The 19187-nt window shown below is 62.5% G+C and carries 11 protein-coding genes and 1 tRNA gene; 5 read left to right on the top strand and 7 right to left on the bottom strand.

Annotated elements, in window-relative coordinates:
* Window positions 1-56: 56 nt before the first annotated feature.
* Together HYN69_RS06640 and HYN69_RS06635 are read right to left on the bottom strand one after the other, a co-directional pair.
* Window positions 57-3749 carry an autotransporter outer membrane beta-barrel domain-containing protein gene (locus HYN69_RS06640; RefSeq protein ID WP_159082381.1) on the bottom strand — a complete coding sequence of 1231 codons (3693 nt, stop codon included), beginning with the start codon at window positions 3747-3749 and terminating at the stop codon, window positions 57-59.
* A 250-nt stretch (window positions 3750-3999) separates the two neighbouring features.
* Window positions 4000-4740: a tetratricopeptide repeat protein gene (locus HYN69_RS06635; RefSeq protein ID WP_108435047.1), complete on the bottom strand. Its 741-nt coding sequence runs from the start codon at window positions 4738-4740 to the stop codon at window positions 4000-4002.
* 167 nt (window positions 4741-4907) lie between these two features.
* On the opposite strand from HYN69_RS06635, the gene HYN69_RS21160 reads away from it, so the two are divergent.
* From HYN69_RS21160 to HYN69_RS06610, 5 genes are all read left to right on the top strand, one after another.
* Window positions 4908-5120, top strand: coding sequence for a hypothetical protein (locus HYN69_RS21160; RefSeq protein ID WP_108435046.1), 213 nt, complete (start codon window positions 4908-4910; stop codon window positions 5118-5120).
* Between the two features lie 21 nt (window positions 5121-5141).
* Window positions 5142-7316 carry an Ig-like domain-containing protein gene (locus HYN69_RS06625; protein ID WP_108435045.1) on the top strand — a complete coding sequence of 725 codons (2175 nt, stop codon included), beginning with the start codon at window positions 5142-5144 and terminating at the stop codon, window positions 7314-7316.
* Between the two features lie 379 nt (window positions 7317-7695).
* Entirely contained in the window at window positions 7696-9018 is a 1323-nt protein-coding gene (locus HYN69_RS06620) for a tyrosine-type recombinase/integrase (protein WP_108435044.1), read from the top strand.
* 688 nt (window positions 9019-9706) lie between these two features.
* Window positions 9707-9916, top strand: coding sequence for a helix-turn-helix transcriptional regulator (locus HYN69_RS06615; protein WP_108435043.1), 210 nt, complete (start codon window positions 9707-9709; stop codon window positions 9914-9916).
* Between the two features lie 332 nt (window positions 9917-10248).
* On the top strand, window positions 10249-10881 hold the full coding sequence (locus HYN69_RS06610) for a hypothetical protein (RefSeq protein ID WP_216824664.1): 633 nt from the start codon (window positions 10249-10251) through the stop codon (window positions 10879-10881).
* A gap of 4 nt (window positions 10882-10885) precedes the next feature.
* Here the strand turns inward: HYN69_RS06610 and HYN69_RS06605 are convergent, their stop codons facing one another.
* The 5 genes from HYN69_RS06605 to HYN69_RS06585 form a co-directional block, all read right to left on the bottom strand.
* Entirely contained in the window at window positions 10886-14272 is a 3387-nt protein-coding gene (locus HYN69_RS06605; RefSeq protein WP_230426514.1) for a class I SAM-dependent DNA methyltransferase, read from the bottom strand.
* Window positions 14273-14543: 271 nt separating this feature from the next.
* Window positions 14544-14633, bottom strand: a tRNA-Ser gene (locus HYN69_RS06600).
* A 69-nt stretch (window positions 14634-14702) separates the two neighbouring features.
* Complete coding sequence (locus HYN69_RS06595) at window positions 14703-15422, bottom strand: alanyl-tRNA editing protein (RefSeq protein ID WP_108435040.1); 720 nt, start codon at window positions 15420-15422, stop codon at window positions 14703-14705.
* 12 nt (window positions 15423-15434) lie between these two features.
* Window positions 15435-17972 carry a DUF3772 domain-containing protein gene (locus tag HYN69_RS06590; RefSeq protein ID WP_159082380.1) on the bottom strand — a complete coding sequence of 846 codons (2538 nt, stop codon included), beginning with the start codon at window positions 17970-17972 and terminating at the stop codon, window positions 15435-15437.
* Window positions 17969-19003, bottom strand: coding sequence for a cysteine synthase A (locus HYN69_RS06585; protein ID WP_108435038.1), 1035 nt, complete (start codon window positions 19001-19003; stop codon window positions 17969-17971). The genes HYN69_RS06590 and HYN69_RS06585 overlap by 4 nt, the downstream gene beginning before the upstream one ends.
* Window positions 19004-19187 lie beyond the last annotated feature (184 nt).

Genomic DNA, 19187 nt, shown 5'->3' with positions numbered 1-19187 from the left:
CCGGACGCGGCAAAGCCGGCCGGAGCGGTTTGATGTTCAAGTTTGGTGCCGGACACTTAGAACCGGATGGTGCCCTTGACCGACATCATGTCCATGTCCACGCCATCGCCGACCTGACGGCTGTAAAGCAGGTTCAGGCTACCAAAGTCGCCCTTCACCAGATTGACCCCGACCGCCAGCGTTCCGCGCAACGTCCGCGCCTCTGCACCGGTGGTAAAGCTGCCGTCCGCGGCGTCCGACAGGGCAAAGTTACCCGTCACGTCCTGCGACGATCCGAACTGGCTGTAGACACCAAGCCGCACGAAGGGGTTGGCCACAACATCCGACCCCATGGCGACTTTCGTCCCCAATTCATAGGACGGTGCGACCGAGTAGATCATCGCATCGCCCGCAGCATAGCTCAGCGCCGACATGCCGCCGGTTTCGGTGGCCGCTCCGCTGGAAACCTGCGTCACGTTCACGTCGAGGATCGACTTCAGATAGGACGTCTCCGACAGCCCCAGCGAGGCCGCTGCACGCAAGCGCAGGTTCTTCGACGAAATGTCGCGCGCACTGGTCAGCGTCTCTTCGACGTCACCGATCAGGACGTTGCGCGTGGTATCGACCGTGGCGTTGCCCATCGACAGCGCCGCAGCGAACAGCCACGCATCATCGACATATTTCAGCGCCACACCGACATCGGTACCGCTTTGCGTGCTGTTACCCAGCGCCCCTGCATCCAGCTCGGTCGAGGTGGACCCGAACGACACGCCAAGAAACAACTTGTCAGTCACGCCGAACTGGCCACCGATCTGCTGGTTCGTATCCACCGCGTCATAGGCCTTTTCAGCCCCGAACTCGGTCTGCGACGCCGTCAGGCGGCTTCCGCGTCCCCAGAAGCACGAGGTCTGCCCGATCGCAAACACCGCACCCGCATCGGACGGGCAGCTCATCAGCGAATCCGCGAAGCCGATCGCGCTGTTTTGCGACTGTTCGGTCTGCGCCATCATGATCGTCGGCGTCAGCTGGTCCAGCGCCAACTGGTATTCCGCATCATCCGCGATATTCGCCAGCGACAGGAACAGGTTGGTCATCTGAATCGAACCCGCATCGAACGCGGCCGTCAGGCTGTCACCGACAGGTCTGGTCGTATCCGACAGAACGCTGGCACCAAAGTTCAGCCCGACGTAGTCCAGCACCACATTCCGGTCGTTGTCGTAACGGATCGACGCATCGACCGCCGTGTTCAGCAGCGACAGGTTCCGTACGTCCAGCCAGTAAGACGTCAGCACCTCGATAGACCGCTCATCCCCGAACTCCGAGAAGTTCAGCTGCAATCCGCCGTCCAGTTCGACGTTGTTGGACACGACGATCTTGTCTGCTTCGGTCGCGTTGACGTCGATCAGCATCACGCCGGTGTCCGACTGCACGATCCGCCCGTTGATATGCGCCTCGCGGATATCGAAGTCCGAACCCAGCGTGCCGGGGGCAAGGATACCGTCGTTGTTCAGGAAACCGCCCTGATCGAAGGCCGCATCGATCACGTTGAAGACGGCGTCCTCGTGGTTGTTGAACGTGCTTTCGCCCGTGCTGAAGGTCACCGAGCCGCTGATGGTGCCGTAGTTGTCGACAAGCGTTCCGTTATAACCTGCGGTCTGCACCGCAAGCTGGTCCACACCGGCGCTGATGATACCACGGTTGGTCAGCGTCGTGCCTTCGACACCGCGCAGATAGACCGCAACCTTCGTCATGTCCTTGATTTCGCCGCCCAGATTGACCGTGGCGGATGCCGTCTCGGTCAGTGCCTCGGCGTAGATGCCGTATTCTGAGGTACCGTTGCCGTCCAGCGTGCCCGCGTTCTGAGTCACGCTGACCGTCCGGCTCGACGATTTGCCGTAGATCGCTTTGCCGTCAAAGGTCTTGATGTCGCCCGTGTTGACGATGGTGACCGACGCGCCGTCCTCGTTGCCCGTCGCGTAGCCGTAGATGCCACCCTGCTTGCTCTGGATGTCGCCGCTGTTGGTGATCGACACGCCCGCTTCCGTCGCGGTCGCATAGATGCCGTAGCCGCTGTAGGTCTCGATATCGCCGGTCTGCGAAACCGTCACCGATTTGCCCGGGTCACCGTTCCCGGTCATCGTGGCATTGATGCCATCCAGCTTCGAGATGATGTCGCTGGTGTTGGTAACCGTCACGCTGGTCGCCGACGATTTTGCGATGATCCCGTAGGAATCGAAACTCGAAATCCGCCCGCCGCTGTGGGTGACATCAACGGTCGATTGCGAATCGTTGCCGGTCGATTGTGCATCGATACCGGCAAGCTTTGCATCGATGCTGCCCGCCACGTCGACGACGATGGACTTGTTGGCCGAGACCGCCTTTACGCCCGCTGCGTCATAGGATGTCAACGCACCGGTCTGCTTGACCGAAAGCGTGCTGGTCAGATCGTCGTCACCCGTGGTGCGCGCAAAGATCGCGTCGTCCTCGGCAACGATCGCACCGCTGCTGACGACATCCACGCCGTGATAGATCGACTCGGCATAGATCCCGTTGCCGTTGTCCGACGTGATATCGCCGGTCTGGTTCACGGTCGCATCGGCATTGGCATCGTCTCTGCCGGTGGTCTTGACATAGATACCCGTCTGGTTCGACTGGATATCCCCTGTGCTGGTGACGGTTGCCGCATGATAGGTCGACGACGCGTAGATGCCCTTGCCGTTGTCCGACCGGATGTCGCCGGACTGCGTCACGGTGACCGAACCGTCACTCAAACTGCCGCTAGAGATCGCGTTGATCCCGTCCTTGTTCGCGGTGATGTTCGACTTGCTGTCAACGCTGACGGCACCGTAGGCCGAAGACACCACGATCCCCGCCTCGTTCCACGAGGTAAGCGTGCTGCCCTCGCCGGTCGTCACGGATACGTTCTCGCCGGTATCTGCAAAGTTCGACGCCGTGATCGCTGCCAGCTTCGACGTCACATCGCCGTCGACCGTCACGTCCACCGCCCCTTGGGCCGTGGCATAGACGCCCGAGCCTTCGTAGGATAGCGCGTCGCCGGTCAGATCGACCGTCACGTTGCCAGCGGTAAAGCTTTGCGCTTTGATCGCATCGGTCTTGCCGGTCACGTTGCCGGTCACGGTCACATCCACCGATCCTTGGGCCGTGGCATAGATCGCCGATCCTTCGTGGGACAGCGCATCGCCGGTCAGGTCGACCTTCACATCACCGTCGGTAAAGCTTTGCGCCTTGATCGCGTCGGTCTTGCCGGTCGCATCGCCGGTCATGGTCACGGTGACGTCGCTCGTCGCGGTTGCCAGAACGGCGCTCGCGTCATCCGATTCGACATCGCCGGTTTGCGTCAGCGTCACAGACGCATCTGCGCCGAAGCCGCTCAGGTGGATCGCGTTCAGATCGTCGCCCTGACCAACGGTCTTGAACGCGCCGGTGTTGCTGGTAACCGTCAAAGCGCCGCCATGGTCGAACCGCAGCCCCGTCACACCGCCGACCGAACCGATATCCGACGTCACATCGTGGATCGTCAACGCCGACACGCCCGGATCGATCAGCAGCCCGAAGGACAGATCGCCCGAACAATCCTGCGCGGCTCCGGTCACGACGCAGGGCTGGTCGGCATAGGCCGCCCGCGACATCCCCGCCACGAGACTGACCGCGCACACGCTTCCCAGCAGCAGCGCCGAAAGCGTTCCGGACCGCCCGACCGCACCGATGCCCCGAACGTCCGAACGCTGCGCGTGAGTAATTGTCTTCATCGTCAAAGGCCCATTCAATAAATTCCTAGACCCGACCGGACCGGACCGCACAAGCGGCTTCGGCCCTGCGTGCAGGCCTGCATGCATTCTCTGGACCGTCTTTATCTAAAGTGGCGAAAAACCGCTAACTATCTTAAGAAAGGTAAATTGCTCAAATGGCTTGATTAACATGCCTACCCCGCAGCCAATCCGTCCCCTCTTTGCGAATTTCCACGACCGCCCGACCACGTGGCGTCGCCGCCGCGACACCCTAATCCGCAAGCATGGCTTTGGCCTTGGCGTTGCCCAGTTTTGCGGCATCCCGCAGCAACGATGCCGAACGGGTCGGATTGCTGGCAGCCAAAAGCTCGGCAAGCGCGACCATGGCGAAACTGTTGCCCTGCGCCGCCGACTGTTCGAACAGCGTGACGGCATCGACCTTGCTTTGCGACACACCGCGACCGTCCCGATAGATCTCTCCAAGGCGCAACAGCGCCCAAGGATTGTTCTGCTGCGCCGCACGATCAAGGTAGAAATTCGCGCGCGTCAGATCCTTCGGTATCCGGTTTCCCTCGAGATATGCGTCGCCCAGGATGTAATTCGCCCAGACATTGCCCTGCATGGCCGATGCGTCGAGCAGTTTCACCGCCCGACTGGGCAAAGGCGCAATACCGTCACCCGTCAACAGCATCGACCCGAGCTTGTATTGCGCCCAAGCGTTGCCCTGATCCGCAGCGGCAGCGTAATACTCGGCGGCTTTCGCACGGTCCTTGCGCACTCCCTTGCCTTCGTAAAGCATCTCTCCCGCATTGTATTGCGCCCAGACCGCCCCCGTTTCGGCAGCGGCTGCGTAAAGGGCAAATGCCTGCGCATAGGCGGATTTGTTACCCGCCTCGACGATCTGGTCGGCCTTGGCCACGGCGGCGTCGGGCGAAAGCTCTGCGCGTGCGCCAGTCACCAGCGCAGTCGACAGCGTCAGTGCCAGCAGGGCGATCCGGAATTGGTAGGTCATGGTCTTCCTCGACGTCTGGACAAACAACTGCAAGGCCTGCCCTGCGGTCGAACCGTCACGGTCCGGCACGGCAGCGGTCGATCACAGTCCGGCATAGCGGTACAGCGATAGCCATACACCAATCTGTTCTCTGACAAACCGGAACCTCGCTGGCTTCGACTGGCGAAATGCTGGGTGGCCGCTTTTCGGATGGCCCGATCCCCGCGAAATACGCGGTTCCCACACGCAAAGAACGGCGCGACACCCCGCCAGACGCACCCGAATTGCAGTCCCGCAGTCTGGAATTCGGCCTTTACAAATCTTCGGCAAGACAGATACCTGACCCGAAGCCGACGTTCGACCGGCACCATATCCGGTCGATGCTGCCCATAAGCTATTGAAGATAATCAAAAGGCGGAACCGTGTCGAAGGGCAATTATGACGACTTCTTCGATGCGCTCGGCTTTCGCGAATCTTCCGACCGCTACGATGTCGTCAACATCTACGGATCACTCGGCCGCTACCAGATGGGTGAAGCCTCCTTCGTCGACATCGGCCTCTATACCGCCGACGCCAATCCCTACGACAACATCTACGGCGGCACTTTCGGCGGAAAATACGGCGTCTACAGCGTCGATGATTTCCTGAAAATGCCCGTGGCGCAGGATCAGGCGATCCGCGACTACATGGCGCTGCAATACACCTACCTCGGGCCGGTCTGGGCCTACGAAGGCCAGACGATCAACGGCACGAAGGTCACCCTGTCCGGCATGCTGGCGGCGGCACATATCCTCGGATGGGACGGCGCGGCAAGTTGGCTGACATCGGGCGGAGACGTCGTGCCGGCCGACAACTTCGGCACCACGATCGTCGAATATGCCACGCTCCTCGGCAGTTACGACACGCCTTTCACCATCAACCATGACGTCGCCGAAAGCATCTCCGGCGGCAGCGGCATCGACAGCCTTCTGGGGCGCGGCGGCAACGACACGCTCTTCGGCTACGGCGGCGATGACCATATCACCGGCGGCACAGGCAACGATCTGCTCGATGGCGGCGCGGGAACGGATTATTGCTATCTCGACGTCGCGTGGACCGCCGTCGAATGGCTGGTCAGCGGCAGCACCGTGACTTTTACCCTGATCGACCGGCTCGAAACCGATATCGCAAGCAATTTCGAATATTTCGTCGATGGCCTCGGTGTGCAGCGGTCTCGGGCAGAGTTAACCGGAAGCCCGCCGGTCACCCCGCCCGTCATCACAGGTGTCACCGAAAACTCTGGCGCCACCAACGACAAGATCACCAATGACGTGACCCCGACCTTCACGATCACCGCGCAGACCGATGCCGACAGCGTCGAGGTGTTCATCGGCGGCGTTTCGCAGGGCTATGCGACGGGCGCGAATGGCAGCTTTGCCTTCACGCCAAGCGCAAATCTGCAAGACGGGACATATAGCGTCACGGCCAAGGCCGTGAAGGCAGCGGTATCAAGCGCCGCCTCGACCGCCTTCACCCTGACCATCGACGCCTCCGCTCCGGACCTTGCGACCATGACGCCCGTCGATGGTGCCCTCGCCGTCGCCCCCACTGCAAACATCGTCCTCACATTTGCCGAGGCCGTGGTCGCCGGTGCCGGAAACATCGCAATCTGGCAGACCTCCGGCGGCACAGTCCTGCAGTCGATTGCAATAGGCTCGTCGCAAGTGTCGATCAATGGCGCGCAGGTCACTATCAATCCCGCAGCCGACCTTCCGGCAGGCTCCACATTCCACATCACCGTAGATGCCGGTGCGTTCAGGGATCTGGCCGGAAATTCCTTTGCAGGCATCGCGGGCAGCACCGCCTTCAACTTCGCCACGGCGGGCGGCAACGTCATAAACGGCGACAGCCGGGCCAACACGCTCTCGGGAACCGCGGCCAACGACGTCATGTCCGGCTTCGCCAACAACGACACCCTTGCGGGCAGTGCCGGCGACGATGTCATCGATGGTGGCACCGGCAACGATGTGCTGGACGGTGGCACCAACACCGCAGCCGGCGACACGGTCTCCTATGCCTCGGCGATCGGCTCTGTCGCCGTTTCGCTTGCCAACACGAAATTCCAGAACACCGGCAACGCGGGTTCGGACAAGCTGTCGGGTTTCGAAAACCTGACCGGCTCGGATTTCAACGATAGCCTTGCCGGAAGCTCGGGCGCGAATATCATCGCAGGTGGCAAGGGCAGCGACCTGATCCTTGGCGGTGGCGGAGCAGACACCCTCCGGGGCGGCGCCGGTGCCGATACCTTCGACTTCAATTTCGCCAGCGACACCGGCAATACCTCCGCGACGCGGGATGTCATCACCGATTTCGAAAAAGGCATCGATCGCATCGATCTTGGCACGATCGACGCATCGACCGCCCTGCGCAACAACAACGCTTTCGTCTTCAAGGGCCAGACGTCGAGCTTCGGGGTCTCCGCAGACGGAGAAATCCGCTACACCCACGAAAACGGCAACACCATAATCTACGCCGACACCGACCGCGACAGCACCCCCGAGTTCCAGATCGCTCTGACCGGCATCTTCGATCTCTCGGCCACAGACTTCATCCTGTAACCCGTCGCCCCGCCGGCGAGGGCGTCAAGCAAAGACCGGCCTCCCAAACGATCCCAAGACCACCCTCGATCATTGCCGGTCAAACCCCCAAACAAATCTCCGTTTCACTCTCGCAACCTGCGCTACGAACAAAACTGCGAACGCCACATCCAGCAAACGCCGGTAAGATTAATGAAAAAACTGGGTGTCGATGGAGTATGGCGGACAGAGAGGCCGCTCTTTTTGTGATGTTTCCCGTCTGTTCCCATTACCTCAAGCGACTGAAAAACAACGAAATAAGCACTTCTTGTGATTTCCCGTTGCACCCCGTGCGCTTCCATGTACTGCTCGATTGGTGAGTAGGTTGAGGGGTGGAATTTTGCCGAAAAAGACGCCCGAAATGAGCGCGATCGAAGTCAAGCGCCTCGAACATCCGGACGGGGGCAGGCGCAACGCATATCACGCCGTCGGCGGGGTGACGGGCCTTTACCTCCAAATCACACCGACCGAGTCCAAGTCGTGGATCCTGCGCATGACCGTTGGAGCCAAGCGCCGCGATATAGGCCTTGGCGGCTATCCCACTGTCACGCTCGCGCAAGCGCGCGACAAGGCCCGCGACATGCGCGCAAAGGTGGCCGCAGGGGTCGATCCGGTGGAAGAGCGCAAAGCCATCAAGGCCGCGCTTTCCGAAGCCCAGCGCCCGCGCATGACTTTTGTAGGTGCAGTCGAAAAGGCGCTGGGGGCGAAGCTCGACGCCTTCAAGAACGCCAAGCACCGCGACCAGTGGGAAAGCACCCTGGCCACCTATGCCGTACCGGTGATTGGCGATCTGCCGGTTGACCGGATCGACACGGCCGCCGTGCTGCGCGTCCTCTCGCAAGAGGTGCGCAACAAAGCTGGAAAGGTCGAGGGTACGCTCTGGCAAGCACGCACCGTCACCGCATCGCGCCTTCGGCAGCGGATCGAGGCCGTGCTGTCATGGGCAACCGTGGCCGGCCACCGGTCTGGCGATAATCCGGCCAGATGGGCGGGGAACCTCAAGGAGTTGCTCCCCGCCGCCTCCAAGATCGCGGTCGAGGGCAACCAACCCGCCCTGTCGCTGGAAGACGCCCCGCGCTGGTTCGCCGACCTGCGCAAACGTGAGGGCTTCGGGGCGCGTGCATTGGAGTTCGCCGCGCTGACCGCCGCGCGCTCGGGTGAAGTGCGTGGCGCGACTTGGGAGGAAATCGACCTCGAACGCGGTCTGTGGGTCATTCCCGCCGCTCGCATGAAAATGAAGCGGGAACACCGGATCCCCCTGTCTGCAGCTGCCATCGCTATGCTTGAGGCTCTTCCGCGCCTCGCAGACAACCCGCTCGTATTCCCGGCCACCCGCGGCGGCATGCTGTCGGACATGACCCTGTCCGCCACCATGCGCCGAATGCACGAAGCCGACGTGATTTTCGCGAGTGTGCAGTCGACTACGGGATATCTCGATCCGCGCTCGAAACGCCCCGCCGTGCCGCATGGCCTGCGGTCCACTTTTCGCGATTGGGTTGCAGAGCGCACGACCTATCCAGGCGAAATGGCCGAAGTCGCCTTGGCGCACCGCATCAACAATGCGGTCGAGGCCGCCTACCGCCGTGGCGACATGATCGAGAAGCGCCGCACTATGATGGCCGCCTGGGCGGGCTTTCTTAGCGCCATGGAAGCGAAAGCCGGGAAAGTCGTTCCGTTCGGTTGATCCCCACGCCACCAAACCGGTGCCGTCGGAAGCCCACCTTCCGCATGATTTGTGGGAGTGTGCCATGGGTTATCTGACCCATCCAGCCGCTCTCGAATTTCCGCCCGCTCACCCGATACAACCTACCACCGCTCCCGCGTGGCGCCGATCTTGAACCTATCCTCGCGCCACGCTACCCTGTCAGTGCAGCGGCGTCCGAGAGGTTCCGGCAACGGAACCCTTTAAGGGAATTGGCCCCGGTAAGTTCGAACTCGGCACCGTTGCGCCCATCGCGCACCTACCGCACCACTCCAGGCGCCTAAGATCCCGTCGTGTCGGTTCTCCCCGGCTTTGGAGTGCTCCGCATATGGCAATGCGGTGCAAACACCTGACGCATAGAACATGATGTAAAGATCCCGATGAATACCGAGAACAAGATCAGTGACGCAGCGTTATCGGGCCAAATCCAGCAATAAAACCTTGCTTCCCCTTCCCGTCGCCCGTCGTTTCATCCCGTAGCCGTTTGCTGATTGTCGCCTCACCTCGTAGCATCTCGCTCGTTCAAGCGTTCGTGCGGGCTGTGAGCAAGAAACTCTCCGCTCCAGTAAACAGCCAGCCCAAGTACGCAACTTTCGCGGTCTGGGTGGCGGTAACAGTGTGACCGCATCGAGCAATTCAGAGAATTGCTCAGGACAAATGGAGACGAGTGATGCCAAAGTTGAACGAAGCGCAAACCGCGCAAGCCGCCTACGTGACCGACACCACCCTTGCACGCCATTTCGGTGTAAACCGCGCGACCATCTGGGCCTGGGTCAATCGGAACGGGTTTCCCGCGCCGGTCAAGCTATCGCCCCAGATGACTCGCTGGACATGGGCTGACGTCCATGCCTGGGAGGCGGCGCAGGCAAGAGCGGGCTAACGGCTCGCGCTTGCCAACCCCGGCCGTCTGCACGGCAGACCGACGGTTCACTCCTTCCCAACATCTAAGGCCCGATACTGCACGATTCACGTGATTCAGCGGAGTCGTCATCGTGCGTAGCAAGGATCGATCCCGATGCAGATCGAGAGCGGAAGCGTATTGCATACCCGAACGAAAGCGGGCCGAAGGTCGGTTCGGGCGGAAGCGCTCACCGCCGAAGGTGGCTCCGGTTCAGTCCATCGGCAAGTGGTCCATTCATGAGTTTCGAGTGGACAAGCTACCTTTTCGAGCATGGGCCGCGTGATCCGCGGAAGCGGTTTCTGCTAATCTCCATGGCTGACATTGCAAAAGTCTCTGGTCACCTTTGGCCAGGCGTTTCGCTGATCGCTGATCGCTGTTGTCTGTCAGTACGGCATACCAGACGTTTGCTGCATGAGCTGGAGGCCGAGGGGTGGCTCCGCATCGTCGTCAAGCGCGGAAGAAAGCAGTCCGGCACCTATGTAACGAACGATTACTACCTGCTCAAACCGGACAGCATCATGTCCGGTCTACCAGACGCGGAAACACCTTTGCCCGACGAAACCAAACCGGACACCGAAGGCACCGAAACCGGACATGCAGGGCATCCAGACCGGACACCCGAGGCAGCGAAACCGGACACGGCTATGTCCGCCAAACCTTCAATGAATCCTCAAAAAATCTCTTCTGAACCTTGCGCCATTCCGCTTCGCAGACGCCCGACGCCAGACGCATCTTCTGCAAACGAAATCATCGCGGGCTTCAGACAGCAACTCTACGCTGGCAATGGCCTGCCAGAGGATGAAGCCATGTTCGCCAAACTCATCCGAGTGGTGGTCTACGCCGAGGCAAAGCGCCAGATAGCCGCTTTGCGGGCCGAGGAAACCGAGGTCGCCAAAATGCTGGGGTTGGCTGTTCCCGAAACAAGCAATGCAAAGAATATGTAACCCCTCACACCGCGAAGCGCCCGCCTTCCACGATCCGTGCTTGGCCCAGCGCGGTCAGGCTTTCGAGGAGGGGTTGGACCGAACCGGCGCGGGCGCGTTGGAACTGGCGGGCGACCTGTTCGGGGGTGGCGGTGCCGAGGTCGGACAGGGCGGCGCGCACGGCGGCGATCTGCTCGGGCAGGTATTTGGGCCACGGCGCCTTGGCGGTGCTGTCGGTCGGGCCGATGTCCATCGCGGTCTGTTCGCCCGTAGCCACGGCGGCATGGCCTGCGGGGTTCTGGTAATCGGGGCGCAGCCAGCGGACCAGCCCCCGCGCCTCTTCGGCCGCACGCTGGCGGTTCAGGTCGACCAGACGGTGCAGGATCTCGTCGTCGGACAGATCGGCGGGCCAGCCATAGGCCTCGGCCACGGCGGCATCGATCTGGTCGTGCAGATCGCGCAAGATGCCGATCAGCCCCTGGTCATAGGTTTCCTTGTCCTTGCCCTCGATCCGCTGCCCCGCTCGGAGTTTTTCCAGCACGTTATACATCGCCGTCAGCGTCAACTTCGGATGCGCCGCCTGCTGTGCCTTCCTGTGCGCGTCGAGCTGCTCGCCAAGGCTGCGAAGGCGGGTTTTCTGCGCCTCGGTCGGGTCTGGGAAGGGGAATTTTTCAAAACAAGTCGAATTGTTGTAACGAGGCGTCGGGCCAAGGACCGTCCCGGTGACGTTCGACCAAAGAAAGTGAATTTGGCTGCTTAGGGCAGCCAAGAGTGCCGGATCCGCAATCGCCAAGATTACAACTTCGCTCTCCGCCACTGTTTCCTTTGGGACAAACTGGACAATTCGATGCTTGGCGGTTCGACCTGTGACCAAGTACCTGTCTAAACCTGCTAAAGCCTTACGGATCTCCTTTCTGGGTTCACCGAAAATCCACCAATTTCGGCGGTAGGTCTCCCTGTTGTTCACAGTTCGCTCCGGATAAACTGAATCCTTCAACCACTGAAAAACGTCTGGATGCTCGCGGGTTAGCTCGCCCTCGTCAAAACCGAACGCATCAATTACGAATAGACCACGACTCGTTTGGGCCAAGTCTTTGCCACCCAAGAAAGGTCGCACTATCGTGCTTTGAGCTCGATCTTGGGCAAAAGTAAGAGCCCGGTTACGACTGACAAGAAAGCCCTGACCGTGTAGCTTTACGCCCTGTGAAGAAAGCTGAGCATTTGCTCTCAATGAAAACGAACTGGCCACATCTGCACCAATCCGAAGGTCACTCAGAATTTTTCCCTTCTCTATTGAAAACGTGACAGGCGTACCTTCGGCGTCTGTTGCCGCCTTGAGCTCCTGCAACAGACTAAACACCCGTCCATGAGCATGGCCAGCTTCAGCCACTGTCATCGCAATCCTAACCGCAGCGGCATCCGAAGCATCCGCCCAAGGGTGGTCTGGTATAGCGAACACCAGCGACAGCGGGGTTTTCGGGTCGCCCAGATGCGGTTCCAGCACCTTACGGTTAAAGGGCTGGCGCAGTGAATTGGTGGTGATGAAGCCGAAACGCCGCGTTCCGTTAGGTCTGTCACTCGCCGGTTTCCACCCCCGCGCCGCCAAAGCCGCCTTGTCCCACCAGAACATGACGAAATCCGCGCTTTGCGGCATGCGCGGATAAGCCGCCCACAGCGCCTCGGCATAGCCATCGCCCAGCGCATCGCGCATCCGGCTTGCGCCGATGAACGGCGGGTTGCCCACGATGAAATCCGCCTGCGGCCATGTCGCGGCGGCGGGTTTCAAATAGTCCAGCACCGCCACCCGCGCCTGTGGATCGGGCACCTGCTCGCCCGTCACCGGGTGCATGATTGTCCCCTGCCCGTCCCAGCGCGTGACGGGCGCGCCATTCGCATCCAGCCGCGGCCGCGTGCCAGCCCAAGTCAGCACCGCATCGCGGTTCTCGATGTTCTTGAAATCGCGCAGCACGGGCTCGGCGGGCGATGCCTTGCCATGCGTGCGGAAATGCCATTGCAGATAGCCGATCCACAGCACCAGCTCGGCCACCGCCGCCGCCCAGGGGTTCAGCTCGATCCCCAAAAACTGGTGCGGGTCTACCGTATGCCCCGCCAGCGCCAGCGCCGCCTGATCCTCGCCCAGATCGGCCAGCAGCGCCGTCACCTCACCCTCGAGCCGCTTCATCAGCTCCAGAGCCACATAAAGGAAGTTTCCCGACCCGCAGGCGGGGTCGAGCACGCGGATCTCGCACAGCCGCGCGTGAAAGGCCCGCACCGTATCGCGCGCCTCGTCCTCGCGCCCCTGCGCCGCCAGCGCCACGGCCGCCGCTTGCACGTCGCGCCAGTCGCTGCGCAAGGGGTCCATGATCGTCGGCACCACCAGCCGCTCGACATAGGCCCGCGGCGTGTAATGCGCCCCCAGCTTGTGCCGCTGCCGCTTGTCGAGCGCGCGCTCCAGCAGCGTACCGAAGATTGCAGGCTCCACCTCGCGCCAATCGCGCGATGCAGCCTCGATCAGCAGCGAAAGTTGCACCTCGGACAAGGGCAGCGCATCAGCATCCTTGAACAGCCCGCCATTGAAGCGTTTCAGGTCTGTCGTCAGGATCGCGGAAAAGCCGCCCGTGTTCATCGTCTCCCACAACGCCTTAAGCGCAGGGGCCGCGTGTTCCGGATGCCCGCGCAGACGCACCAGAAGGCTGGAAAAACTTTTCGCAGGGATCAGGTCGACATCCTCGGCGAACATGGTGAACAGGCAGCGCATCAGGAACCGTGCCACATCCTCGGCCGCATGCCCCTGCCCCTCGAACGACCGCCCCAGCGCCGCCAGACGGTCGGCCACCTCGCGCGTGACCTGTGCGGCCACCTTTGACGGGTCGAGCGCTTGCGGATCGGTCCAGATCATCCGCAACCGTTCGCGCACCTTTTCGTCGCGCAGATCGTCCATGGCAATACGGTAGCGATTTCCGTCCGGAAATTGGGTGTAGCCCTGCCCCTGGCCGGAAAAATCGGCATAGACCTCGATCACATGACCCACATCGACAACCAGAAGGAACGGCGGCCAACCATCGCCGCGCGACACCGCACGGGCATAGCCATCGGCCTGATTGCGGGCGCGCAGCATGGTATCATCCCACCGCCGCGTGCCCCGCGTCCCGTGTCCCTTACGCATTGGCCCCGGCAAATCCGGCAAAAGGCTAGGCTGGCTGTCATCTTCGACCGGATCGCCGCCCGTGCCTTGCTTGGCCTCCATGACGAAATGGCCGGCGCGATAGAGGTCGATGAAGCCGCGCGACTGGCTGCCGGTGTGGATGAAAGTGACGGGGTGTTCGAAGCAATATGAATTCGAGCGCGTCGCTTCGCTCGCAGGGGCGGGCTTGGGCAGTCCCAACACCTCGCACAACTCGTTCGCGAACATCTGGAAATTCGCGCGCTCGCTGCCGCCAGATGCCTTCCAGCGAGAAATGAACTCTTCAACCACCAACTCGGAACCACACAAACACGCAACAACCTTTGCGAGCATTGCATGGGGGTGGACGAAACGGAAGTGCGGTTTCGCCTCACTCTCACCGAGAAACAGCGTGAGAGCCGAGTAGAGGGCCTAACGAACCAAGCATTTTGGGGTTGATGGGTTTGACGATGGGTAGGTCGCCAAAAACCGAAAAAAATACAATGAAATCAAAGGGGGTTGGCGGACAGAGAGGGATTCGAACCCTCGAGACGGTTCCCCGCCTACACACTTTCCAGGCGTGCGCCTTCGACCACTCGGCCACCTGTCCGTGGGGCGTGTCTTAAGGCCAAGGCGGGCGGGGTGCAAGGGGGGTTGGCCGCTCTTCGGGCCGCCACGATCAGTCCGTCAAGCTGATCGACACGCGGCGGTTCTGGCGGCCTTTCTTCTCGATCTTGCCGATGCTGACATGGCCGATCTCGGCGGTACGGGCCACATGGGTGCCGCCGCAGGGTTGCAGATCGACCTGATGCCCCGAAGTCCCGATCCTGACAAGCCGCACCCGCCCCTGCCCGGTCGGAGGTGCTACCGACATGGTCTTGACCAGCCCCGGATTGGCGGCCAGCTCGGCATCGGTGATCCATTCGTCGCTTACCGTCAGGTCAAGCGCGATCAGCGCGTTCAGCTTTTCCTCGATCGCGGCCACGTCCTCGGGCGGGTCGGGCATGTCGAAATCCAGCCGCCCGCGTTCGGCCCCGATCTGCCCGCCGGTGACCGGCAGCGGCACCACCACCGACAGAAGATGCAGCGCGGTATGCACCCGCATGTGCCGGTGCCGCCGCTCCCAGTCGAGCCGCTGGGTCACCACCGTTCCCACCGGCGGCAGCGCCATCGGCTCGGCCATCACCAGCGCCACCTGCCCGCCCTCGGCCTTGACCGCCGTGGCGATCGGCACGGTGGCCCCGCCCCATGCCAGCCAGCCGCTGTCACCGGGTTGCCCGCCCCCCGTGGGGTAAAACACCGTCCGGTCGAGCAAGATGCCCCCTTCGGCGGTGTGGCCCACCACCACGGCATCCCCTTCGCGCAGATAGGCATCGGCACGGAACAGCAATTCGGTCACGTCAGGCTTCCTTCACAATGTCGCCCCGCCATCCGCATCGGGCAGGGCGTCGGTCGATTCCGCGCCACGGCGGCGCTTTGCCACGGCAGGGGCCGGCACATCCGCCCGCGAAACCTCACGCCCGCCATCCTGCGCCGCCTCGTGCAGGATCACCTCAAGCGGGACGGCAGCCGCGGGGGCCGGACGCAAGTGGATCCCCTCGGCCACGAAACGCTCGCGGATCTGGTGGTTCACCTCGCTCCGCACATTGACCGAAAAATTCACATCCCGCAAAATCATACGGATTTCATACAGTTGCCCGTCGTTGTTAAACCCCATCAACGCCACCACGGGCGCGGGGTTCAACAGCACCAGCGGCTGCGCCTCGGCAATCTCTTTCAGCACCTTCTCGACCTTGCGGCTGTCCTCGCCATGCGCCACCGTCAGCGGCACCACCAGCCGCCCCGACAGGCTGAACCGTGTCCAGTTCGTCACCCGCCCCGCCACCAGATCGGTGTTCGGCACGATCACGTCCGAGCGGTCGAATGTCTGGATGCGGGTTGACCGCACCGAGATCGACTTGACGATCCCCTGCACCGTGCCGACCTCGATCCAGTCGCCCTCGCTCACCGGACGCTCGATCAGCAGGATGATGCCTGACACGAAATTCGACACGATGTTTTGCAGACCAAAACCGATACCGACCGACAAGGCCCCCGCGACGATGGCCAGACCAGACAGGTCGATCCCCGCAAAGTTGATCGCCAAAAGCGCCGACAGGATGATGCCGACATAGCCCAGCCCCGCCACAACCGCGTTCTGCCCGCCCTGATCAAGCGACGTGCGCGGCAGCACTGTGCCCTTCAGCGCCCCCTGCACCAGCCGCGTGACCGTGTAGCCGCAGACGAAGATCACCAGAAACAGCAGGAAATCCGTAGGCGAAACCCGCGTCTGGCCAAGCTGGAACCCTTCGAGGAAGCGCTGCCAAAGCTCGGTTATATCGGCAAGCTGCGCGCCCCAGATCAGCGCGAACAGCGGCAAGGATGCCACCGCCATGCAAAACCCGATCAAGACCGGCAACAACCCGTCCTGATCGGCGGCATCGCTTTTCGTCACCAACCCGTAAAGATCGGCCACCAGCCGCTGCAAGCCAAAGAGCAACCCAACCAGACCCAGCGACTGCGCCGCCGGAAACAGCAGCGCCCCCGCCGCCGCGATATAGCCCACCGCCGCCAGCAGCGGCCCGACGATCCCCACCAGCATCGCTCCGCGTGCGATCAGCGCCAGCACCCGCCCCGCATAGCCGCCGTCATCTGCACCATCCGCCCGCGCGCTGCGGCCCATCAGTTGCCCCAGCCGCAGCAACAACACGGCCACCGCCACCAGCACCGGAAAGGTCAGGACCGCCGTCGCCGCCTGTTCGGTGCCGCGCTGCGCCACGATCACCTCGCGCAGCGCCTCCAGCCCCAGAACCGCCCCCAGTGCCGTGGTCAGAAAGCGCCCCTCGGCCCGCCGTTCGGGCGGCAGGGTGAACAGCGTCTCGGCCCTGTCATCGGCGGGAAAGACCATCGCACCCAGCCAATGGGCAGCGAGCAGCGTGAATGTGGCAAAGGGCAGCGCATCCAGCACCGCGCCGCCCAGCGCACCGGTCAGTCCGGTCAGCCGCACCGCATGGGCCAGCGCCATGATGCCCACGACCGGCGCCAGCACCTGCCCGACCGACACCGCCAAGGCCACCACCCGCCGCGCCCGCGCCGTTTGCCGTTCGGGAAAGGCAAGGCCCAGCCGCGCCACCAGCATGCGCCCGCGCCACAAAAGCCCGACCCCGCTTGCCAGCATCACAAGGATCAGCGGCAGATTGTCGAACAACTGTCGGCTCGCCTCGCCCTTGCGCCAGCGGAATGCGCTTTCGGTATAGAAAGCCATCGCCGTATCGCGCAATTCGACCAATGCTGCAGGCCAGTTCGCCGGATTGATCGGCGCGGGCCACAGTTGCAGCAACTGGTCCGCCTGCCGCTCGCGCCGGATGCGGTCGATCTCGCCGATCAGCCCGTCGGCGCGGCGGTATGCCTCTTCCGCCGCGATTCCCGGCGCTTGCAGCTTGATCAACTGGTCGCTCAGCGCCACCCGCCGCTGCGCGATCTCCTCGGCCTCGGTCTCGCCCTCGGCAGGCACCGGCCCCAGTGCCGCGATCTGCTCGCGCAAGGTGGCGATCCGCGTCGCGTTCGAGTTCTGCGACACAAGAAACGCCGCCCGCCAGTCGACCATCTGCCCGCGCAATTCGCCCAGCGCGGTTTCGGTCACCGATGCATCGGCCAGCGTCGTCTCGGCCCGGTCCGCCGCCGTCTCCCATGCGGTGTAGTCAAGGCTGCGCGACGCACCCGCGCCTTTTTGCACCACAAGCCCGCTCGGCGCCTTTTGCGCCACGATGCTGGGCCTGTTCTGCGCGTCCGCAGCCGTCTGGCTGTTGGAAACCGTCTGCGCCCCCGCAGGCAAGGCCAGCCCAAGCGCCACCATCGCCACGACAAGCGCCGCAACCAGCCTTGGCCGCAAGGCGCGCATCGGCGTCATGCGTCCTCGAACACCGTCGGGATGGCACGGGGCGCACGGTCCAGCCATTCCGGCACGGGCAGCCCCTTTTCCTTCAGGAACGTGGGGTTATACAGCTTCGACTGGTAGCGGTTGCCGTAATCGCACAGGATCGTCACGATGGTATGGCCCGGCCCCATATCCTTGGCCATGCGGATCGCACCGGCAATGTTGATCCCCGACGATCCGCCCAGACAAATCCCCTCGTCCTCCAGCATCTCGAACACCAAAGGCAGCGCCTCGCCGTCCGAAATCCGGTAGCTGAAATCGGGCTTGAACCCTTCGAGGTTCGCCGTGATCCGCCCCTGCCCGATCCCTTCGGTGATCGACGTGCCGGGGCTTTCCAGCACCCCGGTCGTGTAGAACGCATGCAGCGCAGCCCCCTCGGGATCGGCCAGACCGATCTTCACGCCCTTGGGCTGCAAGGCCAGCCCCACCCCGGCAAGCGTGCCCCCCGAACCCACGGCACAGATGAACCCGTCGACCTTGCCGCCGGTCTGCTCCCAGATTTCGGGCGCTGTCGTCTCGATATGCGACTGGCGGTTGGCGATATTGTCGAACTGGTTGGCCCAGATCGCGCCATTGGGTTCGGTCCGCGCCAAAGCCTCGGCCAGACGCCCCGAATAGCGCACGTAGTTATTGGGGTTCTTGTAAGGAGCCGCCGGAACCTGCACCAATTCGGCCCCCGCCAAGCGCAGCATGTCCTTCTTTTCCTGAGATTGCGTCTCGGGGATCACGATCACCGTCTTGAACCCCATCGACGCACCGACCAGCGCCAGCCCGATACCGGTATTGCCCGCCGTCCCCTCGACGATGGTCCCGCCCGGTTTCAGCAGGCCCTTCGCCACCGCATCCTTGATGATGTAAAGCGCCGCGCGGTCCTTGACCGACTGGCCGGGGTTCAGAAACTCGCATTTCCCCAAAATCGTGCAGCCCGTGATCTCGCTCGCCCGCTTCAGCTTCAGAAGCGGCGTGTTGCCGATGGTCTCGGCCAGATCGTTATACGTGCGCATGTCGCGGTCCCTTCCTGCTTGGCCAAAAGCCCTTGCTTTCAGGTGTAGGCAAACGGGCCGGAAACCTCAAGTGCGCCCGCCGCCCTCTCCCCGCCGCCCGCTCCCCGCCGTCAACCCCGTCCATCAAGGTCAACACCCCCCCTTTTCACCCTTGCCCAAATACTCGTCTTACCCCGCCAGCCCC

It is taken from the genome of Gemmobacter aquarius (assembly GCF_003060865.1).
Taxonomy (GTDB): Bacteria; Pseudomonadota; Alphaproteobacteria; order Rhodobacterales; family Rhodobacteraceae; genus Paragemmobacter; species Paragemmobacter aquarius.
This window is presented reverse-complemented; position numbering and strand designations above follow the sequence as displayed.